Source organism: Oceanimonas sp. GK1 (genome assembly GCF_000243075.1).
Taxonomy (GTDB): Bacteria; Pseudomonadota; Gammaproteobacteria; order Enterobacterales; family Aeromonadaceae; genus Oceanimonas.
Genome location: NC_016745.1, coordinates 1,936,627 through 1,951,542 on the forward strand (window position 1 = coordinate 1,936,627; position 14,916 = coordinate 1,951,542).

Below are 14,916 nucleotides of genomic sequence, written 5' to 3' on the forward strand. Positions count from 1 at the left end.
GGAGTCGTCACCATGGAGCTCAGCCCAAGAGAAAAAGACAAGCTGCTGCTGTTTACCGCCGCCCTGCTGGCCGAGCGCCGGCTGGCCCGGGGCCTGCGGCTCAACTACCCCGAGACGGTGGCCTACCTGTCGGCGGCGGTAATGGAAGGGGCCCGGGACGGGCGCACCGTGGCCGAGCTGATGGGCGAGGGCCGCACCTGGCTGACCCGGGAGCAGGTGATGGACGGCGTGCCGGCCCTGGTGCGGGAGGTGCAGGTAGAAGCCACCTTTCCCGACGGCACCAAGCTGGTCACCCTGCATGATCCGATTCAGTAAGGAGACCTCATGATCCCCGGAGAACTGCAACTGGCCGCCGGCGACATTGAGCTGAATGCTGGCCGTGAGCGGCGCACCATCACCGTGGCCAACACCGGCGACCGGCCCATTCAGGTGGGCTCCCATTATCACTTTGCCGAGGTCAACCCGGCACTGCTGCTGGATCGCGAACAGGCCCATGGCTTTCGCCTCGACATTGCCGCCGGCACCGCGGTGCGCTTTGAGCCGGGCCAGCACCGCACCGTGACCTTGGTGGCCATGGGTGGTCGCGGCCATGTATATGGATTTCGCGGCAAGGTCATGGGCCCGCTGCAAGGAGAACAGCCATGAGCAAGATCAGCCGTGCGGCCTATGCCGACATGTTTGGCCCCACCACCGGCGATCGGGTGCGCCTGGCCGATACCGAGCTGTGGATTGAGGTGGAAAAAGATCTCACCCTCTACGGCGAAGAGGTCAAGTTCGGTGGCGGCAAGGTGATCCGCGACGGCATGGGGCAGAGTCAGGCGGTGCGCGCCGACAGCGTGGATACCGTCATCACCAATGCGCTGATCGTGGATCACTGGGGCATCGTCAAGGCCGACGTGGCGCTGAAGGCCGGCCGCATTCACGCCATTGGCAAGGCCGGCAACCCCGACATTCAGGACGGTGTCACCATCAATGTGGGGCCGGGCACTGAGGTGATTGCCGGCGAAGGGCATATTCTCACCGCCGGCGGCGTGGACACCCACATTCACTACATCTGTCCCCAGCAGGCGGAAGAGGCCCTGTGCGCGGGCATGACCACCATGATTGGCGGCGGCACGGGTCCTGCCACCGGCTCCAAGGCCACCACCTGCACCCCGGGTGCCTGGCACATTGCCCGCATGCTGCAGGCCACCGACGGCCTGCCCATGAACTTTGGTTTTCTCGGCAAGGGCTGTGCCAGCCGGCCCGAGGCCCTGCGCGAGCAGCTGGAGGCGGGGGCCATGGGGCTCAAAATCCACGAGGACTGGGGCGCCACCCCGGCGGCCATCGACTGCTGCCTGTCGGTGGCGGACGAGTACGACGTGCAGATTGCCATTCATTCCGACACTCTCAACGAGTCGGGCTTTGTGGAAGACACCTTGGGTGCCTTCAAGGGCCGTACCATTCACACCTTTCATACCGAAGGGGCCGGCGGCGGTCATGCCCCCGATATTCTGACCGCCTGCAGCCTGCCCAACGTGCTGCCGTCGTCCACCAACCCGACCCGGCCCTACACCATCAATACCGTGGACGAACACCTCGACATGCTGATGGTGTGCCACCATCTGGATCCGGCCATTCCCGAAGACGTGGCCTTTGCCGACTCGCGCATTCGCAAGGAAACCATCGCCGCCGAAGACATTTTGCAGGATCTGGGGGTGATTTCGATGATGTCCTCCGACAGCCAGGCCATGGGCCGGGTGGGTGAGGTGGTCTGCCGCACCTGGCAGACCGCCCACAAAATGAAGGTGCAGCGCGGCCCGTTGCCACAAGAGCCCATTGCCGGCGCCGACAACTACCGGGTGAAACGCTATATCGCCAAATACACCATCAACCCGGCCATCGCCCACGGGGTGGGGCACGAGGTGGGCTCGGTGGAAACCGGCAAGCTGGCGGATCTGGTGCTGTGGAGCCCGGCCTTTTTCGGCATCAAGCCTGCCTTAATCATCAAGGGCGGCACCATTGCCTGGGCCCCGATGGGGGACGTGAACGGCTCCATTCCCACGCCCCAGCCGGTGCACTACCGCCCCATGTTCGGCGCCTTTGGCCATGCGGCCGCCGCCAGCAGCCTGACTTTTGTCAGCAAGGCAGCGCTGGCCCGTGATCTGCCCGGCAAGCTGGGCCTCAAACGCCGGCTGGTGGCCTGCGAGCATACCCGCGACATTACCAAGGCGGACATGATCCACAACGGCGCCACGCCCCACATCGAGGTGGACGCCCAGACCTACGAGGTGCTGTGCGACGGCGAGCTGCTGACCTGCGAGCCCGCCACCGTACTGCCCCTGGCCCAGCTGTATTCCCTGTTTTAAGAGGAGTGATAAGGAACGTCGTTCCCGCGTTCTCTTCGTCATTCCCGCGAAGGCGGGAATCCAGGGCTGGTGGCAAGGTGAAGCAGGCAAATGCGACAAGAATGACTGATATGCGGAGGAAACAAATGTTGAGAATCACCCAAAACCTGGGCCAGACCGATGCACCGGCCGACGATACCCTGACCCTGCCCTTTGAGCTGCGTCGAAAGGGGCGGCTGCGTGCCATCAGTGATGGCGGTACCGAGCTTGGGCTGTTTCTGGAGCGGGGCCGGGTGCTGATGGATGGAGACAAGCTGGTGAGCGAGGTCGGCCGGGTATTTGAGGTGCGCGCCGGGGCCGAGCCGGTGATCACCGCCCATGCCCCCGACTGGCCCACTTTTACCCGCGCCTGTTATCACCTGGGCAACCGCCACGTCACCCTGGAGATTGGCGAATGCTGGCTGCGCTTTGCTTACGATCATGTGCTGGAGCACCTGGCCGAACACCTGGGGCTCAGGCTGGAACGGGACCATGTGCCGTTTCATCCCGAGTCCGGGGCCTACCATGGCCTGGGTGGTCATCATCACCATGACCACTGACAACGAACTGCTCGGGCTGCTGCACCTGGCCAGCCCGTCCTTGCCCATTGGTGGCTTTGCCTGGTCCGCCGGACTGGAGTCGGCCATTGAACTGGGCTGGGTGAACGATGAAACCCGGCTGCAGGCCTGGCTCGCCGTTGCCTTGCAGAGCCTGGCCCACCTCGATCTGCCGGTACTGTTGCGTCTGTACGAGGCCCTGGCGGCGGAGCAGGAGCAGACGATGGTCTACTGGAACGACTTTCTTCGTGCCAGCCGGGAAACCCGCGAGCTGCTGTTTGAAGACAAACAGCAGGCCCTGGCCCTGGTGCGGCTGCTGAAAGGGCAGGGGGTGGAGGTGGCCATGCTGCCCGCGCCTCCGGCGCTGATGAGCGCCTGGGCGCTGGCGGCACGAAGCTGGGACCTGAGTGCCCGCACCGCCGCCCTGGGGTTTGCCTGGAGCTGGCTGGAAAACCAGCTGGCGGTGGCCGCCAAGACTCTGCCTTTGGGGCAGACCTCGGTGCAGCGGCTGCTGCTGGCGCTGAAGCCCGGGCTCATTCACGCGCTGAACGTGGCCGAGAGGCTTGACGATAACCAATTGGGGTTGGGCCTGCCCGGTCAGGTGCAGGCCAGTGCCCTGCATGAAACCCAATATTCCCGTTTATTCCGGAGTTGAAACCATGAGTACACACTGTTTGCGCGTTGGCGTGGGAGGGCCGGTGGGCTCGGGCAAGACGGCACTGCTGCGCCAGCTGTGCGCGGCCCTGCGCCGTCACTACAGCCTGGCGGTGGTCACCAACGACATTTACACCAGGGAAGACGCCGAATTTCTGCTGCGCCATCAAGCCCTGGAAGAAGACCGTATTCTCGGCGTGGAAACCGGCGGCTGCCCGCACACCGCCATTCGGGAAGACGCCTCCATGAACCTGGCGGCCATCGACACCCTGCAACAGCGCCATCCCGGCCTGGAGCTGGTGCTGGTGGAAAGCGGCGGCGACAACCTCTCCGCCACCTTCAGCCCGGAGCTGTCGGATCTTACCCTGTATGTCATCGACGTCTGTGCCGGTGACAAAATCCCCCGCAAGGGCGGCCCCGGTATCACCAAGTCGGATTTGCTGATCATCAACAAGACCGATCTGGCGCCCATGGTGAATGCCTCGCTGGAGGTGATGGACAGAGACGCCAGGCGCATGCGCGGCGCGCGGCCCTTTGTGTTTACCAACCTGATACGCGGCGACGGCCTGTTTGAAATCATTCGCTTTATTCAGCAAGCGGGCATGTTGCGACCGCTGCCCGACGATTTTGCCATTAACGGAGAGCCTGCATGAACAAAACCCTCGTTACTCTGGCGGCGCTGTTGCCCGCCGCCGCTTTTGCCCACCCCGGTCACGGTGAGGGCAGCCTTGCCGCCGGCCTGCTGCACCCCGTCATGGGCTGGGATCACCTGCTGGCCATGGTGGCGGTGGGCATGCTGGCCATGGCCGACAAGGAACAACAGGGCTGGCGCCTGCCGTTGGCCTTTGTGGCAGCCATGGTGGCGGGCGCCACCCTGGGCATGGCGGGCCTGGGCCTGCCGGCGGTGGAGCCGGTGATCTTGGCTTCCATGGTGGTGCTGGGCGGCCTGCTCGCCACCAACCTGGCCGGTGCGGGCCGCGGCCTGATGCTGCTGTGCATCCTGTTTGGTTTGTTTCATGGCAATGCCCATGGCCTGGAAGCCCCGGCGTCCGGCTCGGCCATGACCTTTATGGCGGGCTTTGTACTGGCCACCGGTCTGCTCCATGGCGCCGGCTGGCTCGCCGCCCGCCATCTGCACGATGCCCTGTTGCGGGTATTTGGTTTTGCCGTGGCCGGCGTTGGCCTGCTGGCAGCGATATAATCACCTCCTCCCCCTTAAACAAGGGGGAGGCCGGGAGGGGGTTAACACAACCCCACCCCAGCCCTCCCCTTGGAAAGGGGAGGGGGTCACTCTAAAATGCGGCCTTCCTGGTCAGGCAGGCCGCCACCGCGTTGCCAAAAGTTCCGATTGGGTCGATAATTTCGTTTTAATCCCCCCTTGCAAGGTTATTCCCATGCTTGAACAGTATTTCCGGCTCAAAGAGCTCAATACCAATGTCCGCCAGGAAGTGGTGGCGGGCATCACCACCTTTCTCACCATGGCCTACATCATCTTCGTGAACCCGGCCATTCTGTCGGAAGCGGGCATGGACTACGGCGCCGTGTTTGTGGCCACCTGCCTGGCGGCGGCAGTGGGGTGTTTTATCATGGGGCTGGCGGCCAACTACCCCATTGCCCTGGCGCCGGGCATGGGCCTCAATGCCTTTTTCACCTACACGGTGGTGCTGACCGAGGGCTACAGCTGGCAAAGCGCCCTGGGGGCGGTGTTCTTCTCCGGCTGTATTTTCGTGCTGCTCAGCCTGTTCAAGGTGCGGGAGTGGATCATCAACGCCATTCCCAAACCGCTGAAGCTCGGCATTGCCGCCGGTATCGGCCTGTTTCTGGCGCTGGTGGGGCTGAAAAGCGCCGGCATTATCGTGGACAACCCGGCCACCCTGGTGGGCCTGGGAGATGTCACCGGCTTGCAGGCCGGGCTGGCGGTGCTGGGCTTTTTCCTGATCATCGGCATGGCCGCCCGGGGCATGCGCGGTGCCGTGATGATTGGCATTCTGGTGATCACCGGCCTGGGGCTGGCCTTTGGTGATGTGGAATACCAGGGCATCGTCTCGGCGCCGCCCTCTATCATGCCCACCTTTTTGCAGCTGGATATTGCCGGCGCCTTTAACGTGGGCATGCTGTCGGTGATCTTCGCCTTTCTGTTTGTGGACCTGTTCGATACTTCAGGCACCCTGATCGCCGTGGCCCAGCGGGCCAAACTGCTGGACGAGCAAGGCCGGCTGCCGCGCCTGGGCCGCGCCCTGCTGGCCGACAGTACCGCCTCCATTGCCGGCTCCCTGCTGGGTACGTCCACCACCACCTCCTACGTGGAAAGCACCGCCGGCGTGGCGGTGGGCGGGCGCAGCGGCCTGACCGCCGTGGTGACCGGCCTGCTGTTTATTGCCGCTATCCTGTTTTCGCCCCTGGCGGGCATGGTGCCGGCCTATGCCACCGCCGGTGCCCTGGTGTATGTGGCGGTGCTGATGCTGGCCCAACTCGCTCACCTGCACTGGGACGACATTACCGAGGCCGTGCCCGCCGTGGTGGTGCTGGTGATGATGCCCTTCACCTTTTCCATCGCCAACGGCATCGCCTTTGGCTTTATCAGTTTTGTGGCGGTCAAGGTGTTGTCCGGCCGCGCCGCCGAGGTAAGCCCGGTGGTCTGGGCCCTGGCGGTGCTGTTTGCGCTGAAATTTGCCTTTGGGGTGTGATTCTGGAGCGCGGGCAGCTTGCCCGCTTTTTGGCGCGAAGCGGACAATGAATACCAATTACATTAAGCAAGTGATCTGTTTTCGGCCCTGTTGTAGCTGCCACTTTAGTCGGCAGAGCCTGTGCAACAGGCCTTGAAGACACAGTAGTCTTCAGGCTAGCGCCAGCTAAAGCGGCGCCTACGGCTCAGATACACAATGAATCAATGTTTATTCCGATTGGTATAAATACAAAAAAGCCCCGAAACCGGGGCTTTTGCTGTTATTTGGCGTTAAACGCTTAGAAGTCTGCGTTGCGCGGGGTGCGCGGGAAGGGGATCACGTCGCGCACGTTGCCCATGCCGGTCACGTAGGCCACCAGGCGCTCAAAGCCCAGACCAAAGCCGGCGTGGGGCACGGTGCCGTAGCGGCGCAGGTCCCGGTACCAGCCGTAGTCATCCTTGTTCAGGCCCATTTCTTCCAGGCGGGCGTCCAGCACTTCCAGCACTTCTTCCCGCTGGGAGCCACCGATGATCTCGCCAATGCCCGGGGCCAGCACGTCCATCGCCGCCACGGTTTTGCCGTCGGCGTTCAGCTTCATGTAGAAGGCCTTGATGTCTTTCGGGTAGTTCTTCACCACCACCGGCGCCTTGAAGTGCTCTTCCGCCAGGTAACGCTCGTGCTCGGACGACAGGTCCACGCCCCATTCCACCGGGAACTCGAACTGTTTGCCGGACTGCTTCAGGATCTCCACCGCATCGGTGTAGTCCACCTGGGCGAAGTCTTTTTCCACAAAGCTCTGCAGCCGGGTAATGGCGTTTTTGTCCACCCGCTCGGCAAAGAAGGTCATGTCGTCCATGCGCTCGGCCAGCACCGCCTTGAACACGTATTTCAGCATGTCTTCGGCGAGGCGGGCGGCGTCGTCCAGATCCGCAAAGGCCAGCTCCGGCTCCACCATCCAGAATTCCGCCAGGTGGCGGCTGGTGTTGGAGTTTTCGGCGCGGAAAGTGGGGCCAAAGGTATACACCTTGCTCAGGGCGCAGGCATAGGTTTCGGCGTTCAGCTGGCCGGACACGGTCAGAAACGCCTCCTTGCCAAAGAAGTCTTCACCAAAGTCGATGTCGCCCTTGTCGGTGCGCGGCAGGTTGTGCAGATCCAGGGTGGACACCCGGAACATTTCGCCGGCGCCTTCACAGTCGGAGGCGGTCACGATGGGCGTGGCCACCCACATGTAGCCGTTTTCATGAAAGAAGCGGTGCAGCGCCTGAGACAGGCAGTTACGCACCCGGGCCACAGCGCCGATCAGGTTGGTGCGCGGGCGCAGGTGGGCGTATTCCCGCAGATATTCAATGGAGTGGCGTTTGGCGGCCATGGGGTAGGTGTCGGGATCGTCCACCCAACCCACTACCTTTACCTCGGTGGCCTGCAGCTCAAAGTCCTGGCCCTGGCCCTGGGACTCCACCACGGTGCCGGTCACTTCCACCGAACAGCCGGTGGTTAAACGCACCACTTCAGACTGATAATTCGCCACGTTTTCGGGCACCACGGCCTGCACCGGATTGAAGCAGCTGCCGTCGTGAATGGCCAAAAACGAAATTCCCGCCTTGGAGTCACGGCGAGTGCGAATCCACCCCTTTACGGTAAGGGGGGTGCCAACGGCATATTTGCCCGCCAGCACATCAGTTACGGATGCGTGGGTCATGTAAATCGCTCTCCAGCTTTAAACTAAACCGGCCCCGGGCCGATACACTATACATAAGGAAGCTAATGTTACCCGTGTGGGGTCAGGACTCAAGCAAAAGATGGGAGGGGCCATGGCGAAGCAACGCAAAGACCGGCTCGGCGCCCTGTTGGCGGCACTCACCGGCGGTGGCTGGACGCTCTACTTCCTGCTGCTTATCCTGTTTCACTACGGCCGGCCCGAGCAGGAATACGGCTATTTGCGCTATCTCGAGGTGGAAGTGCGCACCGGCTGGCTGACCCTGCCGACACTGTGGTTTCACTTAGGCATTTGGGGCGCGCTGGGGCTGGCGGTGACCACCTTTACCCTGGTGCACCTCAAGGGCCGGCGCCACAGCCAGTATCTCAAGGTCTATCTGGTGATGTTGGCCGCCGCCGCCACTTTCACCCTGCTGCTGTTCTACTTTTACCCTGCCTAGAAAACAAAGTTGGCCATACTTGTTGTAATGACCCAGGGAGGGGACGTTATGGCAAGAATACTGTTTAGTCTGTTGTTAACCGCGACCTTGCTGCTGAGTGCTCAGGCCTCGGCCCGGCTCTTGTGGCACACCGAGGGCGCACTTAATGAAGCCGGGCAACAGCTTCAGCACCTGTTATTGTTCGATGAGCGCACCCTGGCGGCCATGAGCCCGGCCGAGCGGGATGACTGGCTTACTCAGGAGTGGCGCGCCGTGCTGAAAGCGCGGGAGCGCTTTGCCCAATATACCCTGCCGGCCCACTGGCGCACCGAGGGCTTTGAGCAGGCCATTCGGCAACAACACCTCACCGCCTACATGGCCGACCAGGCTCCCGATTACCACGGCTACCGCGAGCTGCAGCGTCATTACCATCGTTTGGCGAACGTAACGGATTACACTCCGTTACCCCCCGGCCCCGAGGTGCGCCCCGGCGAGCGGGACGGGGCCATCCCGGCATTGCGCCAACGGCTGGCCGAGCTGGGCCGGCACGTGCCGGCACCCGTGGGCCGCGCCGATGTGCTGGACCCGCCCTTAAGCGAAACCCTGGCCGCCCTGCAACGGGCCGGCGGCCTGGAGGTGACCGGCGGGCTGAACCAGGCGACCCGGGCCCTGATAAACCGCTCACCCGCCGAGCTGCGCGCCGAGATAAAAACCAACCTGCGCCGCTGGCTCAGGCTGCCGCCCGCCACCCGTGACTATGTGCTGATCAACATTCCTTCCTACCGGCTGACCCTGGTGCGGGAAGGCCGCCCCCAGTTGGCGATGAAGGTCATCGTAGGGCGGCCCGACTGGCCCACGCCGGAGCTGGCTACCCATATCGATGCCCTCAAGGTGAACCCCGACTGGACCCCCACCGCCAACATAGTGCGGGAAGACCTGCTGCCGGCCCAGCAGCGGGATGCCGGTTACCTCGACCGCAACGGCTTTGCCGCTTGGCTGCCCGGAGAAAATACGCCTGTGCTGCCGTCCAGCATCGACTGGCACCGTCCGCCCCCCGGCTTGCGCCTGGTGCAGCAGCCCGGCCCGGCCAATGCCCTGGGACGGCTCAAGTTCGAGATGCAAAACCGCCACAGTGTGTATTTGCACGACACCCCCGATAAATCCCTGTTCGGCCGCGACCGGCGGGCGCTCAGCCACGGCTGCGTGCGCCTGGCCGAGCCTGATGCCCTGGCCAGTGGCCTGGGCTGGCAAGTGCCCGAGCACGAGCGCACCCAGGTGCTGCCGCCCCCCGAGCGGCTGCCGGTGTATATGGTGTATTTCACCGCCTGGAGCGAGGGCGGCAGCCTGGTGTTTGCCGGGGATGTATACGGCAAAAACCGCACCGCCAACGAGGCGGGATAAGTGCCAAAAGGAACCCAAGCAGGGAACCAAACGAAAAACATGAACAATAGGACGGAAACGGGCGGCGAACATTCGGAAACTTGCACTAATAAAACGCCTTGCTCCTGAAGTAACTGCGCTATAACTAATAACAAGCACAACGCTTAAGGCCCGGTACTTAAGAGACTAATAAGTACCGGAACATATAATCAAGCGAAAGGGAGGCCGCGAGACTATATGGGGAATACAGGCACAGATAGTGCCACACTTTAAATTAATGTTTAAAGTGAAATGGTTAAAAAAGACGAAAAAAGACGTTTAGTGTGAAATGCGTTAATTGAAAGGGTAAGTATTGACCAGGAAGGTTTTCTGTAATGCAGGGACCTGAAAACACAATCAAGGAAAGAGGGTTTTCTTATGTTTATTGCCAAAGAATTGCTGCGTCTGGTAAATGATGAAGAAGGTCTGACCGTAGTGGAATATGCGATTGCGGGTGGACTGGTGGCTGCGGGTGTTGTGACTGCATTTGTTGGGTTAGGAGGTAACGTTGCTAACGTAATGACTGACCTTTGTACTGATTTGGGAACTGCGGCAGCAAGTACTGCAGGTGGTACTGAGACTTGTGTTTAATTAAGTTTAACTGAGCGAGAGTTATGCTCTCGCTCAGTTTTTGGTGATGCTATGGAACAGCTACCATTATTGCTATTTCTGATGGCGGTGTGCTGGACGGATCTGACCCGCCACAAGATTCCCAACTGGCTGACGTTGAGTTTTATTCCGCTGGCGCTGGCCTTTCATGCCCTTATTGGTGAAGGTCCGGCCTTTGCCTTATCCGGGCTGGTGTATTCCTTTATTATCCTGTTTCCGTTTTTTGTGCTGCGTATCTTTGCCGGCGGCGATGTGAAGCTCGGCATGGCCATTGCCACCTTTACCGGCTGGCAGGTGTTTCTGGAAGGGTTGCTCTATGGCCTGATCATTGGCCTGCCGCTAGTGCTGGTACTGGCCTGGCGAAAAGTCGGCTGGCAGGGGGTTAAAGCCACCTTCAGCCGCTACGGCATTATATTGGGCACCCGTCGCTATCTGGCACCGGTAGACAATGAAATGGCCGGACTAAAAGTGCCTTACGGCCCGGCCCTGGCCCTGGGTGCGGCCCTGGCGGTTATTCTGAATAAATACCAGATTTACACCCTGGTATCTTAGCTATCAGCTATCAGCTATCAGGTTTTTAACTTACAGCTGACAGCTTAAAGCTTACAGCTCAAAAGCGTGCCGCTTTTGCAAGGAGGTCACACGGATGTACCTGCCCAAACCTAAAACCCTGGCCGATACTGGTCTTTCCAAGGAATTGCTGTTTCGCCTCTGCCTGCGTCATTTGCAGGAAGAGGCGTCGCTGTCGCTCCCTCTGCTTGCCGAGCGGCTGTGCCTGCGCGGCAGCATTGTCGAGCCCCTGTTGCAGGAGCTGAAAACCCTGCAACTGGTGGAGGTGCGCGCCTCGGGCCGCATGGACGAGCCCATTCGCTTTGCTCTCACCCAAAAAGGGCAATACGAGGCCCAGGTGCTGAACGAGCGGGACGGCTACATCGGTCCGGCGCCCATACTGCTGGCCGATTACAACCGTCTGGTACTGGCCCAGTCATTGGGCGAGCGCAGCATTCGCCGGGAGCGGCTGGAAGCCGCCCTCAGTGATATGGTCATCAGTGATGAGCTGGTTAACGTGCTGGGCCCGGCCCTCAACTCCCGCCGGCCCCTGCTGATTTACGGCCACGCCGGTACCGGCAAAAGCTTTTTGTGCCACCGTTTTAACAAAGTGTTCGACGAGCATATTTATGTGCCTCACGCCATCGCCATTCAGAACACCATTATTCCGGTGTTCGACCCGCTTTATCACTGGCGGACGGAGCAGAACGAAGCGGAGCAGGACGCCCGCTATATTGCCTGCCGGCGTCCGCTGGTGATGGTGGGGGGCGAGCTTAAACTCGATATGCTGGAGGTGCATTTCGACCGCCAGTCCCGCCAGTACAGTGCGCCCCTGCAAATGAAAGCCAATAACGGCGTGTTTTTAATTGATGACCTGGGTCGCCAGGGTTTTTCTGCCGACGAACTCTTTAACCGCTGGATTGTGCCCATGGAAGAGCGGCGGGATTTTCTTTCCCTGCCCAATGGCCTGCATTTTGATATTCCCTTTGAACAGATACTGGTGTTTTCCACCAACCTGGATCCGGAGTCCATTGCCGACGAGGCCTTTTTGCGCCGCCTGGGTTACAAACTGCAATTACAGGCCATGCCGGAAGACTTGTACCGGAAAATCTGGAACATGAACCTGGAGAAATATCGGCTGTCCGCCACCGACGAAGTATTTCGTGTAATGGTGGACAAACTGCACCAGGGCAGCAATAAACCCCTGATTGCCTGTTATCCGCGGGATATTCTGGGCATTGCCCGGGACATTATGCATTTCAACGGTCAGGCCAATCAGCCGTTGAATGAAGAGATTTTAACCAAGGCCTGGCACATGTACTGCGTGCACTGACTATACTCCCACCGTGGAGCAACGTATAAACCAAGGATCCGGTTATGAAAACACGTACTCTGTTATTGTTCGTTCTCTCCGTGGGCTTTGGCGTGGCGGCGGCCATCATGGCCAACAACTGGCTCAACCAGCAAAGCGAGGCCGCCAAGGCCAAAGCCGAAGGCGATACCACCCAGGTGGTGGTGGCGGCGGTCGATCTGGTGCCCGGCGCCCCCATTGAACCCATTCACGTGCAACTGAAAGACATCGACACCCGCCTGGTGCCGCCCGGCGCCCTCACCACCATGGAAGAAGCCCAGAACATGGTGGCCAAAAACAACCTCTACCGGGGTGATGTGCTGCGCCGGGAGCGGCTGGCGCCGGTGGGCGAGGGCAGTACCCTTTCCGTGCTGCTGGAGCCGGGCATGAGGGCGGTAACCGTGCGGGTGAACGACGTGATTGGCGTGGCCGGTTTTCTGCTGCCGGGCAACCGGGTCGATATTCTGTTTACCGAAGGCAGCATGACCCGCACCGTGCTGAAAAACCTCAAGGTGCTGGCGGTGGATCAAACCCAGCATACCGATGAAAACCGCCCCAAGCTGGTGCGCGCCGTTACCCTGGAAGTGAACCCCGAGCAGGCCGAGCGGCTGGTGAACGCCAGCTCCAATGGCCGCATTCAGCTGGCCCTGCGCAACCCCAACGACGAACAGGACCTGCAACTCGACACCGTGGCCGCCGTGGCCAGCGAGCCCCAGGCCACAGCCGAGCCCGAGCCGGCCCCCCAGGCGGTGCGGCCCCGGGCTTCCACCATCGATCTCATCAAGGGCACCAGCCAGCAACAGGTGCCGGTAAAAAGCTGATAACCAGAACAATTAATTAAAACAACGAATTAAAACAACGAACGATAACAATTCAACGATTAGTGCACATGGAGGTGGCTATGAAAGCCCTGTTGGCAAGCATATTGGGGGCAACCCTGCTGGCGGCAACCGGCCCGGTAATGGCCGGCGGCAGCCTGAACGAGGCGGGCAATGAAATGCAGTTGCCCATTCACAAGTCCCGCTCGCTGATGCTCGACCGGCCCGCCAGCCGGGTGTCGGTGGGCAACCCGGCCATTGCCGATGTGCTGGTGCTGCAGGACCGGGAGCTGTATCTGGTGGGCAAGTCGCTGGGCCATACCAACCTGATGGTGTGGGACATGAACGACAACCTGATGCAGGTGTACGACATTGAAGTCAGCCACGATCTGCAGGGGCTGAAAGAGCGCCTGTACCGCTTTCTGCCCAATGAACCCATTCAGGTGCATACCTCCCAGGGGCAGCTGGTGGTCAGCGGCGAGGTGTCCAACCTTGACCGGCTCAATGCCGCCTACGAGCTGGCCCGGGGTTATGTGGTGGCCGCTGAGGGGGGCACCGCCCGCTCCGAGGTGATGAACATGATGAGTGTGGGCGGCGGCCAGCAGGTGATGCTGGAAGTGACCGTGGCCGAAGTGGCCCGGGACACTTCCCGCAGTTGGGAGTCGGCCTTTGAGCTGGTGGAGCGCTCCGGCAACTGGGGCTTTTCACTGCTGCGCGACAGCGTAAGCCAGTTGCAGAATTTTGGTACCAACACCGTGATTGGTGGCTTTGCCAGTGCCGACACCGTGTTCAACGTGGCGCTGGATCTGGCCAAAACCCGCGGCCTGGCCCGAGTGCTGGCCGAGCCGCGCATTACCGCCATCAGCGGCCAGTCCGCCGAATTTCTGTCCGGTGGTGAATATCCGGTGCCGGTGCCCACCGAAGACGGGATAGCGGTGGAATTCAAGGAATTCGGGGTGGGCCTCAAGTTCACCCCCGTGGTGCTGGGCAGCGGCAAAATCAACCTTAACCTGAACGTAACCGTCAGCGAGCCGGTGGTGGCCAACTCCGCCAACGTGCCGCTGTTCGGTGACATTACCGCCCTCAGCAAGCGCAGCGCCGGCACCACCGTGGAGCTGGGCGACGGCCAGACCATCAGCATTGCCGGCCTGCTCAGTGAAAATACTCGGGAGTCGGTCAGCCAGCTGCCCTTTGCCGGCGACATTCCCGTGCTGGGCAACCTCTTTACCAGCCGCAGCTTTGCCAAGGGCGAATCCGAGCTGGTGATCATGGTCACCCCCCGTCTGGTACGCCCCTTCAACAAGCAGCAGGTCACCCTGCCCACCGACGGCTTTATTGAACCCAATGATCTGGAGTTTTACCTGCTGGGCCGCATGTCCCACCGGGATCGCGTGAGCGACGGGGCGCCCGCTACCGAGCAAAGTGGCAACACCGGCGTTAACCCGGCCATGCATGAAGGCGGCATGGAGCAGACCTATGGTCAGTCGCTGTAGCGGCCCAGGCAGAACAAGGAGAACCACCATGAAACAGTTATTGCTGACCCTGCTGACCGCCGCCGTGTTGACCGGCTGCGCCAGTGAACGTTACTACGGTTTTGATATGGGCCAGGACACCAAAGACCTCGACACCCTGCAGGTGCTCGACCCCGGTGCCGCCGCCCGCAACGACGGCAAGCTGGCCGCCCTTACCCTGAACGGGGAATACGGCGTGTCGCTGCACGACAAGTACGTTTCAGGCGCTGAGGCCCCGGCCGAAGGCAAAACCCAGGTTACCCTGAACTTTGGTGATTAAG

Annotated in this window: 17 protein-coding genes; 16 read left to right on the plus strand and 1 reads right to left on the minus strand. The window is 61.2% G+C overall.

Annotation, left to right across the window (positions count from 1 at the left end):
• The first annotated feature begins 12 nt into the window (after positions 1-12).
• The 8 genes from GU3_RS09205 (at position 13) to GU3_RS09240 (ending at position 6,264) form a co-directional block, all read left to right on the plus strand.
• Positions 13-315, plus strand: coding sequence for an urease subunit gamma (locus GU3_RS09205; protein ID WP_014292256.1), 303 nt, complete (start codon positions 13-15; stop codon positions 313-315).
• 9 nt (positions 316-324) lie between these two features.
• Positions 325-645 (plus strand): urease subunit beta, encoded by a 321-nt coding sequence (locus GU3_RS09210; protein ID WP_014292257.1) that lies wholly within the window; start codon positions 325-327, stop codon positions 643-645.
• Positions 642-2,348: an urease subunit alpha gene (gene ureC, locus GU3_RS09215; RefSeq protein ID WP_014292258.1), complete on the plus strand. Its 1,707-nt coding sequence runs from the start codon at positions 642-644 to the stop codon at positions 2,346-2,348. Before GU3_RS09210 ends, ureC begins: the two co-directional genes overlap by 4 nt.
• Positions 2,349-2,473: 125 nt before the next feature.
• Entirely contained in the window at positions 2,474-2,926 is a 453-nt protein-coding gene (gene ureE / locus GU3_RS09220) for an urease accessory protein UreE (protein ID WP_014292259.1), read from the plus strand.
• Positions 2,892-3,578 carry an urease accessory protein UreF gene (locus tag GU3_RS09225; RefSeq protein ID WP_202798255.1) on the plus strand — a complete coding sequence of 229 codons (687 nt, stop codon included), beginning with the start codon at positions 2,892-2,894 and terminating at the stop codon, positions 3,576-3,578. The genes ureE and GU3_RS09225 overlap by 35 nt, the downstream gene beginning before the upstream one ends.
• 4 nt (positions 3,579-3,582) lie before the next feature.
• Positions 3,583-4,230 carry an urease accessory protein UreG gene (gene ureG / locus GU3_RS09230; RefSeq protein WP_041543082.1) on the plus strand — a complete coding sequence of 216 codons (648 nt, stop codon included), beginning with the start codon at positions 3,583-3,585 and terminating at the stop codon, positions 4,228-4,230.
• Complete coding sequence (locus GU3_RS09235) at positions 4,227-4,778, plus strand: HupE/UreJ family protein (RefSeq protein WP_014292262.1); 552 nt, start codon at positions 4,227-4,229, stop codon at positions 4,776-4,778. Before ureG ends, GU3_RS09235 begins: the two co-directional genes overlap by 4 nt.
• Before the next feature lie 193 nt (positions 4,779-4,971).
• Positions 4,972-6,264 carry an NCS2 family permease gene (locus GU3_RS09240; protein WP_014292263.1) on the plus strand — a complete coding sequence of 431 codons (1,293 nt, stop codon included), beginning with the start codon at positions 4,972-4,974 and terminating at the stop codon, positions 6,262-6,264.
• 277 nt (positions 6,265-6,541) lie between these two features.
• Here the strand turns inward: GU3_RS09240 and asnS are convergent, their stop codons facing one another.
• Complete coding sequence (gene asnS, locus GU3_RS09245; RefSeq protein ID WP_014292264.1) at positions 6,542-7,942, minus strand: asparagine--tRNA ligase; 1,401 nt, start codon at positions 7,940-7,942, stop codon at positions 6,542-6,544.
• 112 nt (positions 7,943-8,054) lie between these two features.
• Here asnS and GU3_RS09250 point away from each other — a divergent pair, with 112 nt between their 5' ends.
• The 8 genes from GU3_RS09250 to GU3_RS09280 all read left to right on the plus strand — a co-directional run bounded on the left by GU3_RS09250 (position 8,055) and on the right by GU3_RS09280 (position 14,915).
• Positions 8,055-8,399: a hypothetical protein gene (locus GU3_RS09250; protein ID WP_014292265.1), complete on the plus strand. Its 345-nt coding sequence runs from the start codon at positions 8,055-8,057 to the stop codon at positions 8,397-8,399.
• A 48-nt stretch (positions 8,400-8,447) separates the two neighbouring features.
• Positions 8,448-9,779: a L,D-transpeptidase family protein gene (locus GU3_RS09255; protein WP_014292266.1), complete on the plus strand. Its 1,332-nt coding sequence runs from the start codon at positions 8,448-8,450 to the stop codon at positions 9,777-9,779.
• Between the two features lie 396 nt (positions 9,780-10,175).
• The gene (locus tag GU3_RS16735; RefSeq protein ID WP_083829452.1) at positions 10,176-10,388 is read left to right on the plus strand and encodes a Flp family type IVb pilin; all 213 of its coding nucleotides are present in this window, start codon (positions 10,176-10,178) and stop codon (positions 10,386-10,388) included.
• 51 nt (positions 10,389-10,439) lie between these two features.
• Entirely contained in the window at positions 10,440-10,958 is a 519-nt protein-coding gene (locus tag GU3_RS09260; RefSeq protein ID WP_237711125.1) for a prepilin peptidase, read from the plus strand.
• A 94-nt stretch (positions 10,959-11,052) separates the two neighbouring features.
• Entirely contained in the window at positions 11,053-12,288 is a 1,236-nt protein-coding gene (locus GU3_RS09265) for an ATPase AAA (RefSeq protein WP_014292268.1), read from the plus strand.
• A 44-nt stretch (positions 12,289-12,332) separates the two neighbouring features.
• Positions 12,333-13,127, plus strand: coding sequence for a Flp pilus assembly protein CpaB (gene cpaB / locus GU3_RS09270; protein WP_014292269.1), 795 nt, complete (start codon positions 12,333-12,335; stop codon positions 13,125-13,127).
• An 80-nt stretch (positions 13,128-13,207) separates the two neighbouring features.
• Positions 13,208-14,617 carry a type II and III secretion system protein family protein gene (locus GU3_RS09275; protein ID WP_014292270.1) on the plus strand — a complete coding sequence of 470 codons (1,410 nt, stop codon included), beginning with the start codon at positions 13,208-13,210 and terminating at the stop codon, positions 14,615-14,617.
• A gap of 28 nt (positions 14,618-14,645) precedes the next feature.
• Positions 14,646-14,915, plus strand: coding sequence for a hypothetical protein (locus tag GU3_RS09280; protein ID WP_014292271.1), 270 nt, complete (start codon positions 14,646-14,648; stop codon positions 14,913-14,915).
• The last annotated feature ends 1 nt before the right edge of the window (position 14,916 follow it).

Coding starts and splice junctions, on each gene's coding strand:
- GU3_RS09235 (WP_014292262.1), top strand. CDS start 4,227: ATGAACAAAACCCTCGTTACTCTGGCGGCGCTGTTGCCCGCCGCCGCT.
- GU3_RS09240 (WP_014292263.1), top strand. CDS start 4,972: ATGCTTGAACAGTATTTCCGGCTCAAAGAGCTCAATACCAATGTCCGC.
- GU3_RS09275 (WP_014292270.1), top strand. CDS start 13,208: ATGAAAGCCCTGTTGGCAAGCATATTGGGGGCAACCCTGCTGGCGGCA.
- cpaB (WP_014292269.1), top strand. CDS start 12,333: ATGAAAACACGTACTCTGTTATTGTTCGTTCTCTCCGTGGGCTTTGGC.
- ureC (WP_014292258.1), top strand. CDS start 642: ATGAGCAAGATCAGCCGTGCGGCCTATGCCGACATGTTTGGCCCCACC.
- GU3_RS09225 (WP_202798255.1), top strand. CDS start 2,892: ATGGCCTGGGTGGTCATCATCACCATGACCACTGACAACGAACTGCTC.
- ureE (WP_014292259.1), top strand. CDS start 2,474: ATGTTGAGAATCACCCAAAACCTGGGCCAGACCGATGCACCGGCCGAC.
- GU3_RS09250 (WP_014292265.1), top strand. CDS start 8,055: ATGGCGAAGCAACGCAAAGACCGGCTCGGCGCCCTGTTGGCGGCACTC.
- GU3_RS09260 (WP_237711125.1), top strand. CDS start 10,440: ATGGAACAGCTACCATTATTGCTATTTCTGATGGCGGTGTGCTGGACG.
- GU3_RS09210 (WP_014292257.1), top strand. CDS start 325: ATGATCCCCGGAGAACTGCAACTGGCCGCCGGCGACATTGAGCTGAAT.
- GU3_RS09205 (WP_014292256.1), top strand. CDS start 13: ATGGAGCTCAGCCCAAGAGAAAAAGACAAGCTGCTGCTGTTTACCGCC.
- GU3_RS09280 (WP_014292271.1), top strand. CDS start 14,646: ATGAAACAGTTATTGCTGACCCTGCTGACCGCCGCCGTGTTGACCGGC.
- ureG (WP_041543082.1), top strand. CDS start 3,583: ATGAGTACACACTGTTTGCGCGTTGGCGTGGGAGGGCCGGTGGGCTCG.
- GU3_RS09265 (WP_014292268.1), top strand. CDS start 11,053: ATGTACCTGCCCAAACCTAAAACCCTGGCCGATACTGGTCTTTCCAAG.
- asnS (WP_014292264.1), bottom strand. CDS start 7,942: ATGACCCACGCATCCGTAACTGATGTGCTGGCGGGCAAATATGCCGTT.
- GU3_RS16735 (WP_083829452.1), top strand. CDS start 10,176: ATGTTTATTGCCAAAGAATTGCTGCGTCTGGTAAATGATGAAGAAGGT.
- GU3_RS09255 (WP_014292266.1), top strand. CDS start 8,448: ATGGCAAGAATACTGTTTAGTCTGTTGTTAACCGCGACCTTGCTGCTG.